At 68.3% G+C, this 24,112-nt stretch carries 19 protein-coding genes and 1 pseudogene; 9 read left to right on the forward strand and 11 right to left on the reverse strand.

What is annotated here, in order from left to right:
• From U9983_RS04605 to U9983_RS04620, 4 genes and pseudogenes are all read right to left on the reverse strand, one after another.
• A pseudogene (locus U9983_RS04605) lies at positions 1-810 on the reverse strand (hypothetical protein); the annotation flags it as partial.
• Positions 811-815: 5 nt separating this feature from the next.
• Complete coding sequence (locus U9983_RS04610) at positions 816-1,655, reverse strand: hypothetical protein (protein ID WP_322752825.1); 840 nt, start codon at positions 1,653-1,655, stop codon at positions 816-818.
• Positions 1,656-1,727: 72 nt separating this feature from the next.
• Positions 1,728-2,144 (reverse strand): DUF6112 family protein, encoded by a 417-nt coding sequence (locus U9983_RS04615; RefSeq protein ID WP_322749536.1) that lies wholly within the window; start codon positions 2,142-2,144, stop codon positions 1,728-1,730.
• Positions 2,141-4,156 (reverse strand): hypothetical protein, encoded by a 2,016-nt coding sequence (locus U9983_RS04620; RefSeq protein ID WP_322752826.1) that lies wholly within the window; start codon positions 4,154-4,156, stop codon positions 2,141-2,143. The genes U9983_RS04615 and U9983_RS04620 overlap by 4 nt, the downstream gene beginning before the upstream one ends.
• Before the next feature lie 200 nt (positions 4,157-4,356).
• Between U9983_RS04620 and U9983_RS04625 the strand changes: the two genes are divergently transcribed.
• From U9983_RS04625 to U9983_RS04635, 3 genes are read left to right on the forward strand one after another with little or no spacing between them, the layout of a single operon-like run.
• The gene (locus tag U9983_RS04625; protein ID WP_322749537.1) at positions 4,357-4,575 is read left to right on the forward strand and encodes a helix-turn-helix domain-containing protein; all 219 of its coding nucleotides are present in this window, start codon (positions 4,357-4,359) and stop codon (positions 4,573-4,575) included.
• Between the two features lie 50 nt (positions 4,576-4,625).
• Complete coding sequence (locus tag U9983_RS04630) at positions 4,626-5,252, forward strand: hypothetical protein (protein WP_322752827.1); 627 nt, start codon at positions 4,626-4,628, stop codon at positions 5,250-5,252.
• 3 nt (positions 5,253-5,255) lie between these two features.
• Positions 5,256-6,251 (forward strand): bifunctional lytic transglycosylase/C40 family peptidase, encoded by a 996-nt coding sequence (locus U9983_RS04635; protein ID WP_322752828.1) that lies wholly within the window; start codon positions 5,256-5,258, stop codon positions 6,249-6,251.
• Positions 6,252-6,265: 14 nt separating this feature from the next.
• Here U9983_RS04635 and U9983_RS04640 read toward each other — a convergent pair whose 3' ends face one another.
• The 3 genes from U9983_RS04640 to U9983_RS04650 form a co-directional block, all read right to left on the reverse strand.
• Positions 6,266-6,418 carry a hypothetical protein gene (locus U9983_RS04640; protein ID WP_322749540.1) on the reverse strand — a complete coding sequence of 51 codons (153 nt, stop codon included), beginning with the start codon at positions 6,416-6,418 and terminating at the stop codon, positions 6,266-6,268.
• A 170-nt stretch (positions 6,419-6,588) separates the two neighbouring features.
• Positions 6,589-8,913 carry a serine/threonine-protein kinase gene (locus tag U9983_RS04645; RefSeq protein WP_322752829.1) on the reverse strand — a complete coding sequence of 775 codons (2,325 nt, stop codon included), beginning with the start codon at positions 8,911-8,913 and terminating at the stop codon, positions 6,589-6,591.
• Positions 8,914-8,949: 36 nt separating this feature from the next.
• A complete protein-coding gene (locus U9983_RS04650; RefSeq protein WP_322752830.1) occupies positions 8,950-11,385 on the reverse strand; it encodes a protein kinase domain-containing protein in 2,436 nt (811 codons plus the stop codon).
• Positions 11,386-11,933: 548 nt separating this feature from the next.
• On the opposite strand from U9983_RS04650, the gene pgi reads away from it, so the two are divergent.
• Positions 11,934-13,607, forward strand: coding sequence for a glucose-6-phosphate isomerase (pgi, locus tag U9983_RS04655; protein ID WP_322752831.1), 1,674 nt, complete (start codon positions 11,934-11,936; stop codon positions 13,605-13,607).
• Between the two features lie 312 nt (positions 13,608-13,919).
• Entirely contained in the window at positions 13,920-14,300 is a 381-nt protein-coding gene (locus U9983_RS04660) for an STAS domain-containing protein (RefSeq protein WP_322752832.1), read from the forward strand.
• A 68-nt stretch (positions 14,301-14,368) separates the two neighbouring features.
• On the opposite strand, the gene U9983_RS04665 is transcribed toward U9983_RS04660, so the two are convergent.
• Positions 14,369-14,656, reverse strand: a complete 288-nt coding sequence (locus tag U9983_RS04665) for a hypothetical protein (RefSeq protein ID WP_322752833.1) — start codon at positions 14,654-14,656, stop codon at positions 14,369-14,371.
• A gap of 123 nt (positions 14,657-14,779) precedes the next feature.
• Here U9983_RS04665 and U9983_RS04670 point away from each other — a divergent pair, with 123 nt between their 5' ends.
• Positions 14,780-15,208 carry a hypothetical protein gene (locus U9983_RS04670; protein ID WP_322752834.1) on the forward strand — a complete coding sequence of 143 codons (429 nt, stop codon included), beginning with the start codon at positions 14,780-14,782 and terminating at the stop codon, positions 15,206-15,208.
• A gap of 18 nt (positions 15,209-15,226) precedes the next feature.
• On the opposite strand, the gene U9983_RS04675 is transcribed toward U9983_RS04670, so the two are convergent.
• Both U9983_RS04675 and U9983_RS04680 read right to left on the reverse strand, forming a co-directional pair.
• The gene (locus U9983_RS04675; RefSeq protein WP_322752835.1) at positions 15,227-18,451 is read right to left on the reverse strand and encodes an AAA family ATPase; all 3,225 of its coding nucleotides are present in this window, start codon (positions 18,449-18,451) and stop codon (positions 15,227-15,229) included.
• Between the two features lie 99 nt (positions 18,452-18,550).
• Positions 18,551-19,051 carry a MarR family winged helix-turn-helix transcriptional regulator gene (locus U9983_RS04680; RefSeq protein ID WP_322752836.1) on the reverse strand — a complete coding sequence of 167 codons (501 nt, stop codon included), beginning with the start codon at positions 19,049-19,051 and terminating at the stop codon, positions 18,551-18,553.
• 117 nt (positions 19,052-19,168) lie between these two features.
• Between U9983_RS04680 and U9983_RS04685 the strand changes: the two genes are divergently transcribed.
• From U9983_RS04685 to U9983_RS04695, 3 genes are all read left to right on the forward strand, one after another.
• Positions 19,169-20,680 (forward strand): DHA2 family efflux MFS transporter permease subunit, encoded by a 1,512-nt coding sequence (locus tag U9983_RS04685; protein ID WP_322752837.1) that lies wholly within the window; start codon positions 19,169-19,171, stop codon positions 20,678-20,680.
• A gap of 91 nt (positions 20,681-20,771) precedes the next feature.
• The gene (locus tag U9983_RS04690; RefSeq protein ID WP_322752838.1) at positions 20,772-21,344 is read left to right on the forward strand and encodes a hypothetical protein; all 573 of its coding nucleotides are present in this window, start codon (positions 20,772-20,774) and stop codon (positions 21,342-21,344) included.
• Positions 21,345-21,618: 274 nt separating this feature from the next.
• Positions 21,619-23,529, forward strand: coding sequence for an acyl-CoA dehydrogenase (locus tag U9983_RS04695; protein WP_322752839.1), 1,911 nt, complete (start codon positions 21,619-21,621; stop codon positions 23,527-23,529).
• 151 nt (positions 23,530-23,680) lie between these two features.
• Here the strand turns inward: U9983_RS04695 and U9983_RS04700 are convergent, their stop codons facing one another.
• The gene (locus tag U9983_RS04700; RefSeq protein ID WP_322750716.1) at positions 23,681-23,917 is read right to left on the reverse strand and encodes a hypothetical protein; all 237 of its coding nucleotides are present in this window, start codon (positions 23,915-23,917) and stop codon (positions 23,681-23,683) included.
• Positions 23,918-24,112: the final 195 nt, after the last annotated feature.

Below are 24,112 nucleotides of genomic sequence, written 5' to 3' on the forward strand. Positions count from 1 at the left end.
GAGGAGGGCGAGTGGCGAGAAGACCGCGGCGGCCATAATCACAATGCCGCTGAGAATCGTCAGTGTCTGGTCCATGGCTGACCCGGTCGCGTCGCTGGCAATGCTCGCGCCCAGGGTGAAGATCGCATAGATGACGGGCTTGGCGAAGACGAGCGCGGCGATGATCTCCACCGCTCGCTTCATCCAGTTGCGGGTCGACATCGCCGGCTGCCCGGCAAGATACAGCGGGATGAACACGGCAACCGCGATGATGGCTACCTTGCGGATGTAGAGAACCAGGAAGAGCGCGAACGAGAACAGCGCGACGAGCAGCGACAGAACCATGTCGAGAGCGAAGTTGCCCTGTTGGGGGAGAGCTCGAAGCTGGGCCACCAGGCTTGCGCCCAGCGGCGCGCCGTCGCCGAACGATTCGGAGATGCCGTCGCTGGCGGAAAGCAGCATCTGTAGAAGAGCCAGCACGACAAAAGAACCGATGATCGCGGTGCCGGTGGACGCGAGAGCGCGGCCGAGAATGTGCGGGTCCCCGCGCACGGCGCCGACAATACAGGCACACATGAACAGGCCCGTGACGACCAGGATCGCCACGCCGAAGACGATGTTGTAGTTCTTGACGACGTAGTCCTGGTTCAGGTCGATCGCGGTCTTCTGCGCGGCGAAGCTGAACACGGATGCCGACAGGTCAGCCGCCATGTTGGCGAACGCGGCACCCACCGAATCCAGGAAGCTCGCGGACTTCTCAGAAACGGAATCCACGGTCCCGCTGAGAGGATTGAATCCGATTGCGAGAAGCTGTCCGCCTTCCGCGGTCACCGCGCTCACGTTGTCGGCCTTCCTATGAAGGTGAACAGCTGGATTGCTTCTGCTTCTCTACTTGTGATACTAGGACCGTCTGACCCGTCGTTTGCGTCAGAAAGCTTCCAGTCGCCGCCGTTCCATGAAACCTTGCAAATATCTGTGCCCCACTTTTCTTGCGGAGACAGCGTTGGATTATTGTCGCCGTATACCCCGACAGACGAGGTGGACCAGACGGAGACGGTCACGTTATCATTCTTGCTCGAAAGTGTTTTATACCCGACTACTCGAAGCAAGAAGCCAAGTTTTGGATCGTTTATCGAGGAGATGTCGAATTTTTTCGTCAGTTCCAAGTCTGCGTCCGAAACTTTTTTTGATAGTGATTCAATGCTAGTAGGGATTGCTATTGACTCAAATATTGGCCGGATCCTTGTCCCGTTTCTATTTCCGGGCGCTTGGATGGCTGAAATATAGTTGCCGCAGGCGCTTATGGCGCCGGCTTCGGTGTGGGGGTAGCCGACCGGAATCCCGAACTCGTTGGTGCGTGTCGGCATGCCCGGCAGTCCGCGCCCGGCCGGTGTCGCGGCGGGTGTCTGGGGCGGGTTGGTCCCGGGCTGGCTGGTACCGCTGTCGCTGGGCCTTGCCACGACGGCGGTGGACGCCTCCGCATCGGGCCGGGCGCTTCCCACTGGCTCGACCGGCGACCGGGCAACGGGTGCCTTCGATGCGGGAAGCAGGTAACGGCCGAGGAGGATGCCGATGATGATCGCCACCGCGCCGACTACCGCCAGGAGGCCGACGAGACTGCGTGAATCCCAGTCAGGCTCGTTGACCAACGTCCCCTCCCTCGGTGTGACAGCCATGGACGTGCCTGCTCCGGCAACGACAGCCGACCCATCATCCCAATATCAGCCGGTCGGGATGGCAGGAACAGGTCAGAACGGCCACGGCGGGGGCGTCTGGTCGTGGTCCCCGGGGTCGAGGACCCGGACGACAGCCGGTCTGTCCAGCGCCTTGGGCTGGTCCGGGGTGCCGGACGACGCGGTCGCTCCGGTCGCGAGGAAGAAGTTGACGACGGCCGCCGCGGCCCCGACGAGGAAGGCGAGCCCGAAGCCGGCGAGCACACCGCTCTTGCCGATCGTCGAGGCGCGGTCGAGGCCCATCCGCTCGCCGAGCGCCCAGGCGATGCCGCCGAGAAGCACGGCAGCCACGGCTGCGATCACGGCATACGCGGCGAGGCCGTTGACGAGATCCTTGAGCGCGTTGATCCCAGGCGCTTTGGTGTCGTCGGGCTTGATCTGGACCTGGGCGAGGACGACCGTTACCTGCGCGGTCGCGGCTTGAACGATCATTGCTGTTCCCTTCCTGGGTTCAGGTCGGCGCGCAGATCGTCGGATGATACGCCCGGAACTGAGCTGCGATCATGTACGGCGTGGCTGTGAACGGCGGTTGTGTCGTCGGTCTCATTGTTGTCGACGCCGATGTCGTCCGGCTCGCGGCACGCGTCAACGACGGTGGCGGCCAGCCGGAGAAACGCCCGCCGGCTGCGCCACCGCAGTCGGGAGAACGGAATCGGCACCGCGTTGCGCTGCCCTTGACCAGCGTTGTCTCCCCGCTTGGCGCTGTTTCCCGGACGGGTACGAGCTGCCTCCGTAACAGTGTCGTCCAGCCGTGCGTCATAGGGAATACGGACCATCGCATCGACCCGCCGAGCCAGCTTGGCCGCGGCAGACCGGGTCTGAGGCGACCATCGGCCGCGCCGGACCGATATTGCGGCGACGATCACGGTTGGCGGCGGGCCGCCAGGGTGCGTCCGAGGACCGCCTGAGCTGCGCAACGCGGCTGCCGCCTCGGCGAGATCGCCGGGGAGCGCCGGCACGACCAGCACGACGACGCCGGCTCCGCCGAGCGTGACCGACGCCAGCGGCGAGGTCGGGTCGAGCGGGGCGTCGACGAGCACGAGCGGGTATGCCGACTCCAGCGTGCTGAAGGCTGAGGCGAGTACCTGGGGGGTGAGCGGGCCGGGTACCCCGGCCGGCACCAGCGCGGGCGGGGCCGTTGCGGTGTGACCGGCCGGACCCGGTGCGCCAGCGCGTGGCCGGCCCGACGGGGGAGTTGCCGGCACGACGGGTTCGCTCGGCCGGCAGCCAGGCAGGACGTCCAGGCCTGCGCAGTCTTCACTCGGGTATGCGCCGTCGGTGCCACCGTTGATCAGCCAGCGGAGTTCACCGACCGGTCGTGCCGCTCCACCCCGGCGGGCCCGATAGGAGATCGCGTCCGCGACGAGGTCGCTGACGGTCGCCGACGGGCATGCGCCGGCGCGCTCCGCAAGCGGGATACCGAACGCGGTGTCCATGCCGTGGTCCGTCGCGTCCGCGGTGCGCTCCAGATCACCGGAGAGGTCGACGGCGACCACGGGTTCAGCGCGGACACCTGCGAGCGTCATGCCGATCATTGCGGTGACGGTGGTGCGTCCCGAACCGCCGGTCAGCCCGGTGACCGCCACTCGCCAGGAGCCTTGCAGCGGTGCGGCGGCCCGGTCCGCGAGCGACTCCCGGATGGGGATCTCCTCCCACGGCTCCAGCGCGGCGACGTCATCCCACGGTTCCTGCCAGGGCCACAGCTCCTGGCTGCTCCGGTGTTGGGACACCACCGCGGGTAGACGTGCGGACTCTGCCGGCTCAACCGGCTCAACCGGCTCAACCGGCTCAACCGGCTCCGCGGGCTCTGCGGGCTCTGCGGGCTCCGCTGACGGTGCCGGCTCAACCGCCTGTACCCGCGTTGGCGGCGCAGCCGCGGAAGCGGCATGAGTGCGCCGCCTTCTGCCGTCCAGGCGCACGACTGTGGGCCGGGCGTCGGTGGCATCCGGCGGGCCACTGACGGCCGGCTCCGGGTCGACGGCCGGGCGTGCGTTGACGGCCGGTGGGGGCGGCGGGGCCGGTGCCGGCGCCGCGGTCTGTTCGGGGATTTCGGTCTGTTCGGGGGTCACGGTCTGTTCGGCGATCACGGCCATGGGGCTGTCGGCGGCCAGCAGACCTGCCGTGTCATGGAGGAGGAAGGTCTCGGCCTGGCGGGGGTCGTCGACCGCGGCGCGGTCCTCGTCGTTCGGGCCACCGCGCAACCGGCGGCGCAGGCGACCGCCCGCCCGTCCTGCGCCCGCTGGGTCCTCACCGCCGGCGCCGGCGCTGGCACTGCCGGTCCCTGAGCCGGTAGCGGACCTGGGTGTCGGGATCGGGTCGGTGGGGGCCGCGCCACGGGTCGTCGAGGCCGGACGTGGGGTCGGCGCGGGTATGCGGGCACCGATCAGCGAGACGGGACGTGCGTCACCGTCCTCACCGTACGGTTCCTGCGATACATCGGTCACGCGCTGTCGACCTCCGTGGTAGTCTCCGGCTGGTTGATGCCTATTGCCGTTACTTGTGGTTAGTTGGTTCGAGCTTTGGACGGATCGATGTAACACGAGTAGTTCAAGTATGACAAGGCCCCTTCGGGGCTCGTCACGGTGCCTTGTATGGGTGTAACTTCCGGCGCCAGCGACGATGTGCTCGGGAAGGGGGTCGTCGCGTGGCACAGGAAGGCGTCCCGGTGGCGGCGTTGGCGACAGGCAGAGATCCTGCGGACGATGACGTGCTGACGGTCGACGAGCTTGTCGCGTGGTTGCGGCTCTCGGAGAGCACGGTGCTCAAGCTCCTGTCCGAACGGGAGATCCCGGCCCGAAAGGTGGGGCACCAGTGGCGCGTCCGCCGTGGCCGGGTCCGGGACTGGCTGGACGGCAGGGAGTGATCTGTCCTGGCTCGTCCGTTGAGTCGACGCCATCCCGGCGGGCGTCCAGGATGATCGTGCTCGTGATCGCGCTGCTGCTGCTGGCGGGTGGCGGGTCCGCCTGCGCGGCGATCCGTGACGTCGCGGCTCGGGCGAGCGCCGTCCCGTCCACGACCGGACCGCCGCCGGCCGCGAACGTGCCGCCCGGCCCTCCCCTCGCCACCGCCTCACCGCCCGCCTCCACTCCGCTGGACACCCATGATCCTGCAAGTGTCGCCGCGGACTGCTTCGTGCGCTGGCAATCCTTTGACGCGCGGGCCGACAGCGGGCCGAACGCCGGCCTGCCGCGTGCCCGCGACTGCATGACCCCGGACTTCTTTGCCCAGCTCAGTGGGCAGGGTTTCGGTGACGACTCCGCGCAGGGACCGACCAGGGCATGGCTCGAACTGCAGGCGGCCGGCACCCGGTCCACCGTCGTCGTCCTGGCGACATCCCCGCTGGGCGGTATAGACACCAGGGCGACCGGTCGGGTGGTGCTGCTGCTCAACGTGCGGCGCACGACAGTGAGCGACCACACCGGCGGCCGGGTGGAGACGGTGTCCAACCCGCTCCTGACGTTGCTGCGCCAGACCGACGGCACCTGGCTCGTGGCCGCGGCGGATCTCGCGAACTCCTACGGCGATGCGCCGGGCCGGTAAGCCATGGCGTCGGGAGCCGGCCGGGTGCATCGGCGGCAGTGGTTGCTCTGGACCGGTGTGGGCCTCATGGGCTCCATCATCGCGTTCGTCTTCGTGGTCATGGCAGTAGTTGTGATCATTGCCGGCCCCTTCATCGGCAGCAACGGCTCCGGCCGGAGCAGGGTCATCACCAATGGGGACGGGATCCCGCCCGAGTACCTGCCAATGATCGTCGATGCGGCGGCCAACGCCGGCTGCGGCGAGGTCACCCCGGCTGTGCTGGCCGCCCAGCTGCATCAGGAGTCCGGCTTCAACCCGACCGCCCAGTCCGGTGTCGGTGCGATGGGTATCGCCCAGTTCATGCCAGGGACGTGGGCGCTGCACGGCCATGGGGATGTGTGGAATCCGGCCGATGCCATCCCGGCCGCGGCCCGTTACGACTGCGCGGTGGCCGCGTCCGTGGCGTCGGTTCCCGGTGATGCGCAGGAGAACATGCTCGCGGCCTACAACGCGGGGCCCGGGGCCGTACTGGCCTACGCGGGTCTCCCGCCGTATCCGGAGACCCGCAATTACGTGCGGACCATCCTCGCGCGGGCGCAGGTCTACGGCGATTCCGTCGCGACCGGTGCCCCGGTGTCGGCCGCCGCGGTCGCTCCGGTGGTGGCATTCATGCGCTCCCAGCTCGGCAAGGCCTATGTGTGGGGCGCGACCGGGCCGGACACCTGGGACTGCTCGTCGCTGGTCCAGGCGGCCTACGCCCAGATCGGGGTGTCGCTCCCGCGGGTCACCGTCGATCAGATGCGGGCTGGCCCGGTCGTCTCCGGCGTCGATCCGCAGCCCGGTGACCTGCTGTTCATTCCGGGTGCGGACGGTACGCCCGCGGCACCCGGCCACGTCGGGATGTACGTCGGTGACGGCCGGGTGATCGCCGCGAAGGGTGCCCGGTGGGGCGTCGTCGAATCTGACCTGTCGGACTGGGCGTCGATCGTCGCGGTGACGCGTCCGCTCGCCGGTCCGTGAGTGTGCGGGCGTCGTCATGCGACAGCGGTGACAAAGTGGGAGATTCCGTCCGCGATGCTTGCGAGCAGACTGACCGCCGACTGGACCAGACCGGCCGCGTCGGCGGGTGTGTTCGCAACGTAGAAGATCACAAACGCGATTGCGCACACCGGTGCGAGCTTCTTCATGCCAGACCTCGCGGGGAAGACGGGGTGGACAGGCGCCGTCCACGATGACCGGAGCCTGTCGCTACTCACGGTGATCCGACACGCTGACAACTCGTTTGAGTAACCAGGTGGCTACGGATGGTGCATTCTGTCCGGACCGCCGGGTGACGTCGATGACCGATTCATCTGTTTCATTGGTTGTGCTTCAGCACGGTCGAAATGGACCCGTCGCCGGCGATTCGTCTGACCAGGCCGTCGTACTGCGCGACGTAGACCGCGCCGGTACCGTCTACGGCCACACCGGTCGGGCCGTAGACGCGGGCTTCGCGGGCGTCACCTCCGTCGCCGAGCACTGTCGCCGCATGTGCCCCGGCGACGGTGCTGATGCGGCCGGTGGCTGCGCTCACCAGGCGGATGGCGTTGGTCCCGTACTCGGCGATGTAGAGGTCACCGTTGGGCGCCAGCGTGATCCCGTCAGGCTCGTCGAGCGCGACATCAGTCGCCGGGGAACCGTCTCCGATGCTGCCGATCGCCGGCGGCGAAGGTGTGGCTGACGGCGTGAACGGCGTGGATGGCGTGGAGTGCGTGGAGGCTCCCGTCGGTGGTGCCTTACCCGCGACGCGGGTGATGATCCCTTTCGGGTCGATCTTCCTGACTGTCTCGGTGCCGGTGTCGAGGATGTAGATGCTGCCGTCCCCGGCGACGGCGATGTCCGTCGGTCGGGTCAGCAGAGCCTGGGTGGCCGGGCCGCCGTCGCCGGAGCTTCCGCTCCTGCCGGTCGGGCCGCCGGTCCCGGCGATTGTGTCAATCTTGCCGTCGGCGCTGACCCGACGCACGCGGGTGCCCTCGGTAATGAGGATGTTGCCGTCTCTGTCGATCGCAACACCCTGCGGGGAGGACAGTTCCGCGCTGGTCGCGTTACCCCGGTTGTTTCCCGTGAATCCCTGTTTTTTCGGACCAGTGCCCGCGACCACGGTGATGGCGCCGCTGCGTTCGATTGCGAAAACCTGGCCGTCAGAGGCACCGGAGACGACGTAGACCGATCCGTCCGGGCCGACCGCCACGGCGACCGGCTGATCGATCACCTCTTTTTGAGCCGCTGTCGGGCTGACCGGCTCCGTGCCGTTGGGCGGCCTGGTTGTCGACGGCGCGGTGCTTGTCGGCGTCGTCGCCGTGGACTGTGGCGGTGACCCCGCCAGCCAGGTGGCGTGCCCGGCCGGGTCGATGGTGATGACCCGGCCGAGGGTCGCGTTCGTGATGATGATGTTCCCGTTCCGGTCGATCGCGAGACCCGCTGCCAGCGGCAGTTCGTAGACCAGGGTGTCGCCCGCGTATGCGCCTGTGCCCGGCCTGGGGCCGGAATCGGCGAAGGTGAGCGCGAGCGCGAGCGCGGCACCGGTGGCGACCAGCGCCGCGGCGAGTGCGGCAGCCATGATCCGGTTGCGCCGTACACCGAGCAGGCGGCGTGGGCCGGGCTGTCGCCGCGTCGGATTCGGCCCTGCGTCGAGCCTCGCCGCCAGCACTGCATTCGGCCCTGCATTCGGCACCGGCACCGGCACCGGCACCGGATCGGCCGCCGCCCTGACGGTGAACGGGCCGGAGTTGGTGGTGTTCGCGGACACGCCGTCGCGGGCCGCAGCGGTGATGACGTCGGGCAGGGTTGTCGGCACCTCGCCGGCGGTCAGCCAGCCCGGGCCGAAGGCCCCCGCCGCGGCCACGGCGAGGTCGACTGCGAACGCCTGCGCGGATGCCTGCCGCGCCAGGGGGTTCTTCGCCAGGGCACGCCCGATCACGGCGGCGATCGCCGCCGGTGCCTCGACGAGCGGCGCCGGCGCTACGTTGAGGTGGTGGTGCAGGATCGCCGGGACCGTCAGGTTCTTCTCGAACGGCGGCCGCCCCGCGAGTAGCTCGTAGACGACCAGACCGAGCGCGTACAGGTCCGTTGCGGGGCTGAGGCGGTCGCCTGCGATCTGCTCGGGTGCCATGTAACGGGGCGTACCGACAAGCCCGGTGGTCGTCGCCGCCGTGGCTTCGAGGATCTTGGCGATGCCGAAGTCGGCCACCTTGAGCAGGCCGGTGTCGGTGAACAACAGGTTGTCCGGCTTGACGTCCCGGTGCAGCACGCCCTTCGCGTGCGCCGCGGCAAGCGCGGTGGCGGCGGCCAGCCCGATGGCGCAGGCCCCTGGTTGGCTGAGCCCGGATGCGAACCGTTGGCGCAGGCTGCCGCCGGTCAGCTTCTCCATCACCAGCAGGCACAGGCCGTCGCGTTCCACGTAGTCGTAGACGCGGACGACGTGGGGATGGTCGAGTCCGGCCAGAACCCGCGCCTCCGCCACGAAGCGTTCCCGGATGTCCTCGGCCCCGCTTGTGTGGTCATGCAGGACTTTGATCGCGACATCCCGGCGGATCAGCCGGTGGCGGCCGGCGAGCACGGCGCCGAAGCCCCCGCGGCCGAGTTCGTCACCGACGTCGTAGTCCGGCAACGCGGCCGCCACTCGCTCCCGATCGACTGGCATGTCGTACTTCCGCCTGTTCTGCTTGACCCTCTGGGACTATCCGGTCCTGGCGATGGTCGTGATGACACCTGTGGAGTCGACCCTGCGGACCCGGTCGTTCTTGTCGTCGGCGATGTAGAGGTTGCCCGCGCCGTCGACAGCGGTGCCGGTCGGGCTTGACAGCTGCGCCCGGGTGGCCGGGCCGCCGTCGCCTGCGTAGCCTTCGGTCCCATTGCCGGCCACGGTCGCGATCCGTCCGTCGGCACCTACTCGCCGGATGCGCTGGTTGCCGTAATCGGCTATGTAGAGGATCCCGTCGGGGCTGACCGCGACGCTCGGGATGCGCAGTTCCGCGGCGGTCGCCAGGCCGCCGTCCCCGCCGTAGCCGTAGGACCCGTTGCCGGCCACGGTGCTGATCATTCCGTTCGGGTCGATCTTGCGGACGCGCTCGTTGCCGAGATCCGCCACGTACAGCGTGCCGTCGGCGGCGATCGCCAGCCCGTTCGGGTTGTTGAACTCGGCCGCAGTAGCGGGTCCGCCGTCGCCGGCGAAGCCCTTGGTTCCGTTACCGGCCACTGTTGTGATCACACCGTCCGGACTGATCCGCCGGATGCGCTGGTTGCTGTAGTCGGCGACGTACAGGGTGCCGTCGGCGGCCAGCGCCAGCCCGTTCGGTTCGTTCAGCTGGGCCGACGTGGCCAGGCCGCCGTCCCCGGTGAAGCCGGCCGTCCCGGTACCCGCGATCGTCCTGATGATCCCATTTGTATCAATCTTCTGGATGTGGTTGTTACCGGAGTCGCTGAGGTAGATGTTCCCCGCCGCGTCCAGGAGCGTCGCGGCCGGGCTGTGTAACTGTGCCTGGTTCGCGGGTCCGCCGTCCGGGGTGGAGCCACTGGTCCCGGTGCCGGCGACGGTGACCACAGTCCCGTTTTTACTGATCTTGTGGACCTGGTGGCTCGTCCAGTCGGTGATGTAGAGCGCGCCCGCCTTGTCGATGGTGACGTCATAGGCGTCCAGCCCCGCCACGGTCAGCGTCGGGCCGGCATAGGCCACGCCGGGGGAGTACGTCGCGGACAGCGCGGCTGACCTGGTGCGGTGGTTTCTGGCTGTTACCAGTGCGACACCGGTGATCAACGCGAGTACCACGGCGCAGGAGACACCCACGACGAGCCAGGTCCGGCGCGACGGCCGGGCTGATTGCGTAGGGTAGTTTTTCCATTCCGGCGGATAGCCGGATGTCGGTTGCGGTCCGGACGGTCCGGACGGTCCGGACGGTCCGGACGGTCCGGACGGCCCGGGACCCCGACCGGCCGGTGGGACGAACGGGTTCGCCTGCCACCAGCCGGAGCCGGCCTGCGCCGGCTGCGGCCGAGGTTGGCGGGCCGCCGCGGGATCGGGATGGGCCGGCGGGAACTGCCCCGGGGCGAGCCGGGTTGGCGGCGTGACCGCTGCCGGCGGTACCCACGGGTCGGCATTCAGACGCTGTCCGCGTGGATCGCCGGGCGCAGCGGTCGCCGGCGGCCGGAGACCGGACCGGCCCGGCCACGGGTCCTGGCCGCCCGGTATCCGGCTGCCCGGCGGGTGTGGGTTCGACCGGGCCGGCGGCCGCTGCGCCGCGTGTCGGATCTCGTCGTCGAGGCGGACCTTGATGCCGGACTCGGCGAGCCAGTCCGGGCTGAACGTGTGCGCGGCGGCCCCGGCCAGTTCGAGCGCGAACTGGGTCGCGCTCGGGAACCGGGCGGTCGGGTCCTTGGCGAGCGTGCGCATGATCATCGCGCTGATGGCGTCGGGCACGCCGTCCAGCGGCGGTGGCGTCACGTTGAGGTGATGGTTGACCAGCGCGCCCACGGACAGGGTCCGACCGAAAAGTGGCCGACGGGCCAGTAGCTCGTAGAGCACCCCGCCGAGTGCGTAGAGATCGGTGGAGGTGTACAGGCGACCTCCGGTGATCTGCTCGGGGGCCATGTATCGAGGCGTCCCGAGAACACCGCTCGCCGTCGTCTCGGTGCCTTCGAAAATCTTGGCCACGCCGAAGTCCGTGACTTTGAGAAGCCCGTCCGAGGCGAACATCATGTTGTCGGGCTTGATGTCACGGTGCAGGACGTTGTGGGCGTGCGCGGCATCCAGTGCGGCCGCCGCGGCGAGGCCTAACGCGCAGACGGCCTCGGGCGACATCGGGCCGACCGCCACGCGCTGACGCAGTGTGCCGCCGGGAAGCAGCTCCATGACCAACAGGCAGGTGCCCTGATGTTCGACGTAGTCGTGGATACGCACGACATGCGGATGGTCGAGTTCGGCGAGTACCCGCGCCTCGGCAAGGAAGCGACCGCGCAGGTTCGCGTCGTCGGCGGTGTCGAGCAGGATTTTGATCGCGACATTCCGGCCGATCAACCGATGGCGGCCGCCGAGCACCAGCCCATAGCCGCCACGGCCCAGTTCACCGTCAACCTGGTAGCCGGGGAGCGCGGCCTGCACCAGCGAGCGATCGATCAACAAAGGTCAGGTTCCGTTCGCCACCGTACGGATGACATTGGCCGCATTCGTGCCCGTCGGTGGCCGGGCCGACAACCGACATCTCTTTCTGTGCTCCAGAGACCGCGGCCACCGCGTGCGCGATCTGACGATCGTCGCGCGCCCGTTGGCCCTCCAGTCACAAATCAATGGCCTCCGGGTGTGCGATCTGACGATCGTCGCGCACCCTTTGGCCCTCCAGCCACAAATCAATCGTGAGTGTACGACTGTGGCCACCCGTCGCTCTCCCGGTGGTCCCGGGCGACTGTGACAAATTGGTGACAGACATCACAGTAGCTCCAGATTGATGACCTTATGGATCCATTTGTTTACTTTCTGTTATAGGGTGGCATGTCCGCGATGGCGGCGATCCGGTGCCCCGCGGCACCGCCCGCCCGGTGACTCACCCGGTGACGCGCGCGGTGACCTGGCCGGTGACGTGGTGACGTGGACCTGGCGTGGGGCATGCAGGATCGTGAGCGTGTCGCCGACGCGCCCGCGGCCATCGGACTGGGAGGTCCCGAAAGATCATGTCGCCTATCGAGCCGTCCATTGATGCTGTCCAGCACGCGTCCCCCATCATGGGAACGCCGGAATGGGCAGCGCTCGACAAGCACTTTGCCGAGATCGCCGACGTCCACCTGCGCAACCTGTTCGCCGACGACCCGAACCGGGGCGAGACATTCGCCGTGGAAGCCGACGGGCTCTATCTCGACTATTCCAAGAACAGGGTCACCGACCGGACGGTGGCTTTGTTGACGGCCCTTGCCGAGCGGGTGCGACTGCGCGCGCAGATCGAGGCGATGTTCACGGGACAGCGGATCAACACGACCGAGCGCAGAGCCGTGCTCCATGTCGCGTTGCGCGCTCCCGCGGATGCCGTCGTCGAAGTGGACGGCGTGAACGTCGTTCCCCAGGTTCACGCCGTGCTCGAGCGGATGTCGGTGTTCGCGGACAAGGTCCGTTCCGGCGTCTGGACCGGAGTTACCGGCAAACACATCCGGACTGTCGTCAACATCGGGATCGGAGGTTCGGATCTCGGGCCGGCCATGGCATACGAGGCTCTGGTGGACTACTCCGACCGGTCGATACAGTTTCGTTTCGTATCGAATGTGGACGGCACCGACATCTGGGAGGCGACCGCCGACCTCGACCCGGCCGAGACGTTGTTCGTCGTGTCGTCCAAGACCTTCACGACCCTGGAGACGCTCGCGAACGCCCGCACCGCGCGGGCCTGGGTGGTCGACGCACTCGGTCCGGACGCGGTTCCGTTTCATTTCGTGGCAGTCTCGACGAACACGGAAAAAGTGACGGAGTTCGGTATAGACAGCGCGAACATGTTCGAGTTCTGGGACTGGGTGGGCGGGCGCTATTCGCTGGACTCGGCGATCGGCCTGTCCCTGATGCTGGCGATCGGGCCGGACAACTTCCGGGACATGCTCGCTGGATTCCACGCGATGGACGTCCACTTCCGGACCGCTCCGTTCGAGCGGAACCTGCCGGTGCTGCTCGGTCTGCTCGGCCTGTGGTATCGGGACTTCTTCGGTGCGCAGACCCATGCCGTGCTGCCTTACAGTCATTATCTCGGCCGCTTTCCCGCCTATCTCCAGCAGCTGGACATGGAGAGCAACGGCAAGTCGGTGGACCGGGCCGGGCGGGCTGTTCCCGTCCCCACCGGCCCGATTGTCTGGGGAACTCCCGGTACCAACGGCCAGCATGCCTACTTCCAGCTCATCCACCAGGGAACCGCGTTGGTTCCCGCCGACTTCATCGGTTTTGTCACGGCGAATCACGACGTGCGCCAAGGCGGTGCGGACCACCATGTCCTGCTGATGGCGAACTTCTTCGCCCAGACCGAGGCGTTGGCCTTCGGCCGGACCGCCGAGCAGCTCGCCGCCGACCGGGTGGACCCCGAAATCATTCCACACCGGACATTTCCTGGTAACCGTCCCACCAACACGATTCTCACCGACCGGTTGACTCCCTTCCGGCTCGGCCAGCTGGTGGCCCTGTACGAGCACAAGGTCTTCACCCAGGGTGCGATCTGGAACATCAACAGCTTCGACCAGTGGGGGGTGGAGCTCGGTAAGGTACTTGCGGAGAGGATCATCCCCGAACTGTCGGCGGACGGGCCGCTGGAGTTGGCCCACGACAGCTCCACCAACAGCCTCATCCGCCGTTTCCGCGCCGCCGGCACGGGCTGAGAGTCCCGGACCTGTCTGGCCGATATATCCAAACCATCCGGTTCAGGACTGATTCCCGAATCTGCCGTGACTCTGCGTCGGCGGAATTCGGAATCTTGGTTACCGTCGGTAGTATCGCTGCATCGGGTGTACGTATCTCGTGACTCGGGGAGAGACCACGCTGTTGGCGATTCCGGTCCGGGAGACCTGCCGGGTCGCCAGGACAACGCAAGCCAGGAGGTGTCGCCCCGGTGTCAACCGGCCGGGGGGCGGGGCCAGGGGTCGGGCGGCGCGGTACGACGAGCGTCGGCAGGAGTAGCGGGGGGCGGAAACATGCAGGTCGAGGCTGGTCATCTGCGGATGTCGGTGACCCATTCCGGGTGCGATGTGGTCATCGTGCTTGACGGCGAGCTCGACACCCGCGGCCGGCTGCGGTTTCGCCAGGAGATCCATGAACTGCTGGGGCGTGGCGGCACCGCCGTGACCGTGGACGTCGCCGGCCTACGGGCCATCGACATCGCCGGGATGGCCGCCCTGCTCCGGGCCGAGTTGCTGCTGCGAGGCGTTCACTCGAGCCTGCGGGTTCGCGGCGCGTCCCCGGCGTTCATGGCGTTGCTGCGTTCGACCGGCCTGACCGGTCGCCTGCAGGTCGACGCGGGGCCACGCTGGTCGGGCGCGACCGCATCCGCCACCACCGGTGGTACCACCCGTTGAGGCCGGGCGGCCGCACGCCCCGCTGGCCGGGCGGCCGCACGCCCCGATGGCCGGGCGGCCGCACGCCCCTATGGCCGGGCGTTCGTGGACTGGCGCGACACGATCAGTCGCAGCAGCCGGGTCGGGGGCGGTCCGCCGCCGCTGAGGTCACCGTGGGGCTCGTCGTCGGGATCCGGGACCAGTCGGAGTCGGGGCCGGCGTACTTTCTCGATCATTTGTTCCACCTGGTGCATAGCCAACATGCCGATCATGAGTACCAGTGGGAATCCCAGCACAATTGCTACGGATCCGGCCATCGCGTCCTCCGAGCTTCGCCCGAAAACACGGAAAGTCCCGTTGTGATCTTTCTGTGTCATCCGCAGTCCTGTTACCCGCGGTCGCGCGAAATTCACATCCAGGCGACGGTTTCGTGCGTCCGGGGTGAGTGCCGCCGCGTCCCTAGTGCCGGGCGCCCTTGGCTTCCTGTCACCATGTCTGGTATGTCGAGGCCTGCCGCCACACAACCGGCGGGCTCCGGCGGTGCCCAGCCAGGTGGCCCGGCAGGTGGCCCGGCAGGTGTTCCGTCCGCAGGCCCACCGCTGCGCGGTCCCTACCGCGGTCCGTGGCCCGTCCAGCGCGCCATCCCGACCGAGGCCCACCTGCGGGCGCGGATGCGGATGCTGGCCGAGCAGATCGAGATCTCGCAGGCCGAGATCGTCCTGTATCGGGCGGCCTATGAGCGGGCCAGCGAGGAGGAGACCGCGGACCGCCCATGGCTGCGCGGTTCCCTTGAGCGCCTCGCCATCCCCCGCCTGGCCCGGGCGCTGGCCCGTGAGCTCGACGCCATGGAGCGGTTCCGGTTGTGGGCGGAGGAGCTCTACTACCTCCAGGAAGAGGCCCGCGCCAACGGTCTGCTCCGCTCGACGTAGAACTCACACCGGTGCCGCTCACACCGGGACGGAGAGCTCTTCGAAAAGTCGGCGGGCCTGGGCGGCTCCGGTGATGTTGCCTTTCTTCTCGTAGCAGGAGATGGCTGCATCGATCTTCGGTCCGGCCGCGTCGACCTGGCCGGTTCGGTGGAGCACCTCGGCGTAGGCCAGCCACGCCTGCGCCTGTCCGTCCCAGTCGTCGGTTCGCCCGGCCAGGTCGCATGCGGCCTCGGCGAACCGGACGGCCTCGACCTCGCGTTCACGGCCACGCATCGCCAGTACCTTCGCGTGTACCCCGCACCAGCCGGCCTGGGCGGGGACCTGGTCACCGGCAGCGGCGTCGCGGGAGCGGGACACGTAGGTGGCCGCCTCGTCGAGGCGGCCGAGTTTGACCAGGACGTCGGCGAGGGCCGCGGCACGCGTGGCCAGGTGCGCACGCTCGCCCATCCGGGCCAGCCGACGGCAGCTGCGCCGCAACTCGTGCTCGGCCGTGTCGAGGTCGTCGGTGAGCAGGGCGACGCGGGCAACGACGAAGCCCCCGTAGAGCGGGTCTCCGCGGGGGCTCCGGACGTCCCAGACGATCTCTTCAGCCCGGCTCAGGTGGTCCCTGGCGGCGTCGAGGTCCCCCGCCATGGTGAACAGCAGGGCCAGCTGGGCGAGCAGGGAACGGCGCAGGCCGCGGTCGTCCCCGACGCCGGCCAGCGCCCGGGTGGCCCGCTCGACCGATTCGCCGATCGGGCGCGGGGCGAAACTCAGCAGGTGGACGAGGTCACGGCGCATGGTCTGGGCGTCACGCAGCACGCCGGACTCCTCGGCATGGCGGACGGCGGCCTGCATGGCCCGCTCCGCCTGGGCGTAGCGGCCGGCCGCCATGTGGGCGGCGGCCTGACCACGGCAGGCGAGCGCGGCACCGACCTCGTCCCCGTCCCGGATGAAGATCGGTAGTGCCCGGGTGGCCTCACCGAGGGTCTCGGCGACCAGCCCCTCCGGGCTTGTCGTGAACATGAGCCGCAGGTGGGCGAGGCGCGCGTGCGCCCGCAGACCGGCGTCGCCGATCCGGGCGGCCCGGTCGGTGGCTTGGCGCAGCATGCGTTCGGCGTCGCTGAACCGGCCGAACGAGTGCAGCGCCCAGCCAAGGTCGATCTCGGCGCGGATGCGTAGTGGATCGGTGACAGGCAGAAGTTTGATCGCTCGTTTGAGTAGGCCGGCCGCTCCTGTCTCGTCGCCCTGGCGGACCCGGTCGGCGGCTTCGATCAGACAGGTCGCGGCGTGGCGTCCGAGCTGCGCGGTCTCGGCGTCGCGCAGCCCGAGCTCGACCCGGTACCGGTAGGCCTGTTCCAGGTGATAACCGACCAGCTCGTCGTGCTCGCCGGGACGCCCGATCATCCGGGCCTGCAGCCAGGCGGCGAACCCCTGGTGCAGCTGCGCACGCTGGCGTTTGGACGTGGCCTGGTAGGCGCAGTCGCGCAGCAGGACGTGCAGGAACCGGAAGGCGTCCACGCCGGGCAGGTCTGAGCGGTCGGCATGGACCAGTTCCTTGCGTACCAGCGACTGGCAGTGCGCGGCCACGCCGGCCCGGTCGGCCGGGGCGGACAGCTCGACCACGGCGTCGAGGTAGAACCGTTGACCGACCACGGCAGCGCGTTCCAGCACCCGCCGTTCGTGCATGTTGAGCCGGTCGAGACGGGCGGCGAGCAGCGCGGAGATCGTGGGTGGAACCTGGACCGAACCGAGGTTGCCGGTCGCGATCCACCGGTCGCCCTCCCGGCGCAGCAGCCCGTCGTCGACCAGGGCCGCAAGCGTCTGCTCGACGAACAGCGGGTTTCCCGCGGCCGAGTCGGTGATCCTCGACACCAGCGCCGGGTCGAGGTCGTTGGAGCCCATCAACGTGCGGATCAGTCGCTGGCAACGTTCCTCGCTCAGCGGCTGCAACAACATCGACGTGGCGTTGAGCTTGCCTCCGCCCCAGGTCCGGCGCTCCTCCAGCAGCTCGGGCCTGGCCAGGCACAACAGCAGGATCGGCGCCTCCCGGGACCAGTCGGCGACATGCTCGATCAGATCCAGCAGGGTCGGCTCGGCCCAGTGCACGTCATCGAACCAGATGATCAGCGGACGCTTCTCGGCGAGCGCGGCCAGAAACGTGCGGACTGCCCAGAAGCTCTCCTGCGCACCGACCTCGGCTCCGCCCAGGCCGATCAGCGGCGCCAGCCCGTCCACCACGGCGGCGGCGTCGCCGATGACGTTGTCGACCCCGTCCAGCAGCTCGCGCAGGCGGCGCCGGCCCTCGGGCGCGCTCTCGTCCGCGGACATGCCGGTCGCCTGGCGGACCATCTCCATCAGCGGCCAGTAGGTGATGCCCTCGCCGTAGGACAGGCAGCGTCCGGTGAGCACCGTCGCCCGCGGCGCCATCGCCTCACAGAACTCCCCGACCATCCGGGATTTTCCGATGCCGGCGGGACCGAGCAGGGTGAACAGGTGGCAGGTGCGTTCCTCGATCACCTGTTCGAGGACGTCGCCCAGGCGACGGCGTTCCCGGTCCCGGCCGATCACCGGTGCGGCGAAGCCGTCCGGGGCGAACCGCGCGCCGGGGCCGATGCCGGGGTGCGCCAGGCCGATCAGGCGGTGGGCCCGCAGCGGGGCCTTCTTGCCCTGGACGACCAGGGGTCCGACCGGTTCGCTCCGCACATCCGAACGGATCATCCGCAGGGTCGTGTCGGCGATGAGGATCTCGTCGGGGTCGGCGGCCTCCTCCAGCCGGGACGCGATGTTGACCGCGTCCCCGGTCACGCCGCCGCCGGTGCCCGGCCCGCCGACGGTGACCTCGCCGGTGTTGATCCCGATGCGGATCCGGAACCGGAATCCCCAGTCCCGTTGCAGATCGGCGTTGAGCGCGGCCATGCTGGCGCGGATCTCGAAGGCCGCGCGGGCGGCGCGCAACGCGTCGTCCTCGTGCAGCACGGGGATGCCGAAGACGGCGAACACCGCGTCCCCGATGAACTTCTCGACGGTGCCCCCGTGGGCCGAGATCACTTCGCGGGCGGCGCTGAAGAACCGCCACATGACCTGCTGCAACGGTTCGGAGTCGAGCTGTTCGCCGATGGCGGTGTAGCCGGTGACGTCGCAGAACATGATCGTGACAGTCTTGCGTGCGCCGATCCCGAACGTGGGCAGCGGCGTACCGCAGGAGAAGCAGAAGCGCGCTTCTTCCGGGTTGGCCTTTCCGCATGTCGGGCAGGCGACCATGTGCCGGATCGTAGGCCGCGGGGATGCCAGACGGGACGCTGATACACGTGTCAGTCGTTTCGGATGATCGTGATCTGTCCCACAGCCCTGGGCGGGGGATCAGCTACAACCGTTTCCGGCGACGGTTTCCGGCGGCCCGTCCGGCCCGTCCGGCCCGATGTCGGCGGCGGTGCCCTCGATGGCGTCGAGCACCGATCGCAGTAGCTGGAGGAACTCCTCGCGCTGGGCCGCGGACAGATGTCTGGTCATGGCACCGACCTCCGCGGTCCGGTGTCGGTCCGCGGCGGTCAGTCGAGCGCGACCGGCGTCGGTGAGGGCCACGAGCAGGGCGCGCCGGTCGGTCGGATGCGCGGTGCGGATGACCAGCCCCTCGCCTTCGAGCCAGTCCACCGTCTCGGTCATGGTCCGGGCGGTGACGTCGGTGGCGTCGGCGATGTCGCGCAGGCGGGAAGGTCCGCGCCGCTCGACGAGTTGCAGGACCTTGAAGCGGGAGAGCGTGAGCCCGGCCGTGACCTGAAGGGTGTCGTTCACGCGATGACGCAGTCGGTGACTGACTGCCAGCAGAGTATCGATGATCTCATCGCCGGTTTGCGGCTTCATTGTTCAGCCATCTTTATTTTGAGGGACATGGATAGTGAGGTAGCCTCATAAAGTACCACCCAGCCGACCGAGGTTGCGATCCGTTGCGGTTGGTCACCCATGGTTAGGGAGAGGCCTATGAGTCCCGTCCGGAGCCCTGCTCGGATCCGGCGTGCGGCGCCCGCGCTCGACCAGCGCGTCGCGGCCGCGGTCGTCTTCGCCGCGACGATGTTCATCAGCATCATGGACGTCACGATCGTCAATGTGGCCCTGCCCTCGATCGCCCGTGACTTCGGCGCCTCGACCGGTTCGATCGAGCTGGTGGTGATCGGCTACCTGGTCAGTCTCGCCGTCTTCATCCCCGCGTCCGGATGGTTGGGTGACCGGTTCGGGACCAAACGGGTCTTCCTGGTGGCGCTGGCGGCGTTCACGGCCGCGTCCGCGCTGTGTGGTGCTGCCACCAGCCTTGATGCCCTGGTGGGGTTCCGGATGCTACAGGGAGTCGGCGGCGGCATCCTGATGCCGGTCGGGACGGCCATGCTGTTCCGGGTTTTCCCGCCCGAGCAGCGGGTGCGGGCCGCACGTGTGGTCATCGTTCCCACTGTGATCGCGCCGGCGGCCGGTCCGGTGCTCGGTGGCATCCTCACCGACCACCTGTCGTGGCACTGGGTGTTTCTGGTGAACCTACCGGTCGGGTTGGCCGTGTTCGTGTTCGGCCTGGTCTTTCTGGCCGAACACCGCGAGCCTGGCGCTGCCGGCCGCTTCGACCTGGTCGGGTTCGTGCTCGCGGCGGCGGGATTCGCCCTGATTCTCTATGCGCTCAGTAGCGGGCCGGGCAGCGGCTGGGCATCGGCCAAGGTCGGTGTCGCCGGGTCCGTCGGCCTTGCCGCGACTGTCCTGATGGTCATCTGGGAGCGTCGTCGCGACCGTCCGCTGCTCGCGCTGAGACTGCTCGGCGAGCGGCTGTTCCGGGCGACCAACCTCACGATGCTGTTCGCGACGATGGCCTTCCTCGGCACGCTCTACCTGATCCCGCTGTTCCTGCAGGACGCCCGTGGCGTGAACGCGACCACGGCCGGCCTGGCGCTGTTTCCTGAAGCGCTGGGGGTGCTGGCCGGGTCCCAGCTAGCCGGGCGCGGCTACCCGCGGATAGGGCCGCGGCGACTGATGGTGTTCGGACTGCTCCTGGTGGCAGCCATGCTGGCGTCGATCTCGCGGATGGACCTGGCCACGTCGATATGGCTGATCCGGGCCATGATGTTCCTCGTCGGCACCGGGATGGGATTTGTCTTTCTTTCCGCCCAGACGGCCGCGTTCGCACGTATTTCGCCGGTGGACACCGGTCAGGCGTCCACCCTGTTCAACATGCAGCGACAGCTCGCGTCGGCGCTCGGTGTCGGGTTGGTGACAACGGCGTTGACCCTGTTCGCGCCGGCCGGCGCAAAAACCACGGCCGCGGCTGCGGGAAATGCCGCAGCGTACCACGGCGCGTTCCTGGTGGCGGCTGCGCTCGCCGTCGTCGCCGCGGGGTTCGCGTTGACGGTGCGTGACTCGGATGCGGCCAACACCATGCGTCCACACACGCCTGACGGGCTTACCGCGCCACGGGACGACGACCTGGTCGACGGCGGGATCCCGGTGGCCGCCTGAGGCGGTGACCAATATCCACCGGGCGCTCTAAACCGGGTGTTCACGGACTATGTTGCTCCGCGTATCGGCAGTCCTACCTAAGCTGGTTGGTGTGGCGGCTGGACATCGAGGAGGCGACACCGCGGGTAGCGCGGCTCGCGCGGGCACCGGGGCGGTCAGCGGCGTGGGGCTTGCGGCTGCCGTCATCGCGGCGCTCGGCCTGTTGGCCGTGCTGCTGGTCGGGTGTGGCTCGACCGACGCCGGCACGCAGGCACGGACACCGTCCCAGCCCTTGGCACCGTCACCGCTAGCCGCAGCCCCGCCCGTGACCACCCCGCCCGTGACCACCCCGCCCGAGACAGGCCGGGACGATCCGTCGCAGCCCGGCGGTGGTCCGACGGAACGGATGCGTGCTGTGTTCGTTGGGGAACCGTGTGTTCCAGCCGTTGATTCTGCCCCGCGGCAGGCCGTCAACGGACTGTTCCTTTATTGCGGGCCGAGCGCTGCGGGCCAGCCGCGGTGGGGCGTGACGAGTCCGCAGCCGAGGCAGCTGGTCGTCCCGGCGCCGGGTGCCGAGTGCAACGCTGCGACGGACGGTGACGAGCTTCTCCAGGACGCGAACGGGCGCCCCATCGCCTGCCTGCGTGATCATGATGGCAGCTTCCGTTGGAGCGATGTCTCGTAACTCCTGCACTCCTGCACTCCTGCGCTCCTGCGCTCCTGCGCTCCTGGTGATCGGTTCGGACAGACGCTGTCCGCATGCTGTGTGCGGCGCGCATCATGCCGAAATATAACTGAGCGTAGCCATTGTGGTGGCATATTGTCAGTTGTCTCGTTGTCCTGGTATTTGTTCCCAGGATGGTTACCGGCGGGTAGCATGGGTATTAGTTACTGGCCAGTAGGAGTACGCCGGTTCCCTCGGTGACAACCGATGCCGGCACTTCCCCGGGGAGACCGCCATGGGGCACTACAAGAGCAACCTCCGCGATATCGAGTTCAACCTGTTCGAGGTACTGGGTGTCGACCAGACGCTGGGTCATGGTCCGTTCGCGGAGATGGATCGCCAGACGGCCCATGACGTGCTCGCCGAGGTCGACAGGTTGGCCACCGGTCCGCTCGCCGAGTCCTTTTCGGAGGCTGACCGCAACCCGCCGGTGTTCGACCCGGAGACCGGCACGGTCACGTTGCCGGCGGCGTTCAAGAAGTCCTATGCCGACCTCATGGACGGTGAGTGGTGGCGGCTGTTCCTGCCGTCACACCTGGGCGGTCTGGGTGCACCTCCGTCGGTCATCTGGGCCGCTTCGGAGCTGATCCTGGGGTCCAACCCGGCGGTGTTCATGTACATGAGCGGTCCGACCTTCGCCGGGATTCTCGACCGGCTCGGCAATGCCGCACAGAAGAAGTTCGCCCGCCAGGCGATCGAGCGGCAGTGGGGCGCGACGATGGTGCTCACCGAACCCGACGCGGGTTCGGACGTGGGGGCGGGCCGCACCCGGGCGGTGGCGCAGGCCGACGGCACCTGGCACATCGAGGGCGTGAAGCGTTTCATCACCTCGGGTGACTGGGACGTTCCGGAGAACATCTTCCACCTCACCCTTGCCCGGCCGGAGGGAAACGGCCCCGGCACCAAGGGCCTGTCCATGTTCCTGGTTCCGAAGTTCCTGGTGGATCCGGCGACTGGCGAACCCGGCGAGCGAAACGGCGTCTACGTCACCGGCGTCGAGAAGAAGATGGGCCTGAAGGTCTCCGCCACCTGCGAACTGCGGTTCGGCGAGAAGAACCCAGCGGTCGGCTGGCTTGTCGGGGACGTCCACGACGGCATCGCCCAGATGTTCGAGATCATCGAATATGCCCGGATGATGGTGGGTACCAAGGCCATCGCGACGCTGTCCACCGGCTACCTCAACGCTCTGGCGTTCGCGCGGACCCGGGTCCAGGGCGCCGATCTGACCCGGTCGACGGACAAGGCCGCGCCCCGCGTCACGATCATCCATCACCCGGACGTCCGGCGGATGCTGATGGTGCAGAAGGCGTATACGGAAGGCATGCGGGCGCTCGTCCTCTACACCGCCACCGTTCAGGACCGGGTCGCCGCGGCCAACGTCGCGGGAACAGTAGACGATCTCGCCGAACGGCTCAACGACCTGCTGCTGCCGATAGTCAAGGGCGTCGGTTCCGAGCGATCCTATGAGCTGCTGGCGACGTCCCTGCAGGTTTTCGGTGGCTCGGGCTACCTGCAGGACTATCCGATCGAGCAGTACATCCGCGACGCCAAGATTGACACCTTGTACGAGGGCACCACGTCCATCCAGGGCCAGGACTTCTTCTTCCGGAAGATCGTGCGAGATCACAGTCAGGCGCTCACCGCGCTGTTCGCCGAGATCCAGACCTTCGCCAAGGACGGCGCGGGGGACGGTTCGCTACGCCGGGAACGGGAGATCCTGGGCGCCGCGCTGGAAAACGTGACATCCATGGTCGGTGTGCTGGTCGGCTTTTTCACCGACGCCGCGACGGATACCCGGCAGGTGTACAAGGTCGGTCTGAACACCACGCGGCTTCTGATGAGTGTCGGCGACCTCGTCATCGGCTGGTTGCTGCTACGCCAGGCCGAGGTCGCGACGGACGCGCTAGCGGGCCAAAGGGCGCGCGACGATCGTCAGATCGCGGGCCCGGAGGCCGCAGTCCTCGGAGCATTCACGGGATCGGCACCAGCCAGGGCCGTGCCAGCCAGGGACCGGGCCTTCTACGAGGGCAAAGTGGCCACGGCCCGTTGGTTTGTCGCGAACGTGCTGCCCGAGCTGTCAACCCGACTCGGTGTTCTGCAGGCAACCGACCTTGATCTGATGGACCTGCCCGAGGACGCGTTCTGACGCAGGTTGGCACCTGACGCCCGTCAGATCCGGAGCGGGTGGCCGCCGGGCGCGCGAGCTGGAGCTACGATCGCGCGCCCGGCGGTGACGCGTCAGTAGGACGTGCCAGGTGTTGTGGTAGGGCGGGGCGAGCCGCGAACCACCGGTCGTTTCATGATGTGCGCAGCGGCGGGAAAGCCTGGTCCAGCTCATTGCGCATATCCCGCTTGAGCAGGTCGTCTGCCTCGGACGTGCCCTGCCCCTCCAGGAGGAACCTCGCTACCCGCAGGGTCAGATCGACCCGTTCAGCGAGGTTGAGAGCGCCGTTGAAACGGCCGCTGGAGCCTGCGGAGGTCAGGACCTTGGCGACGAATTCGTCGGCGGCCTGTAGTGCCTCCACGCGCGTCATGCGTTTCACCCCTTTGTACGGAAGCTGTGCCGGAAGCCGTAAGCAAGGCGCAACCGTACCAGGCGAGCTCCTTCCTCCGTTGTCCGCCCCATCCCGTGCTCTTTGCCCTGGTTGAGGTTCCAGGTTGGTCCGTTGTGTCCGGTCTTGCCTGCTCCTGTGCGTTGCTCGCCGCGCCCTCGCCATCGTCACTCAGAG

The sequence above is a fragment of the Protofrankia sp. Cas3 genome (assembly GCF_963555955.1).
Lineage (GTDB): Bacteria > Actinomycetota > Actinomycetes > Frankiales > Frankiaceae > Protofrankia.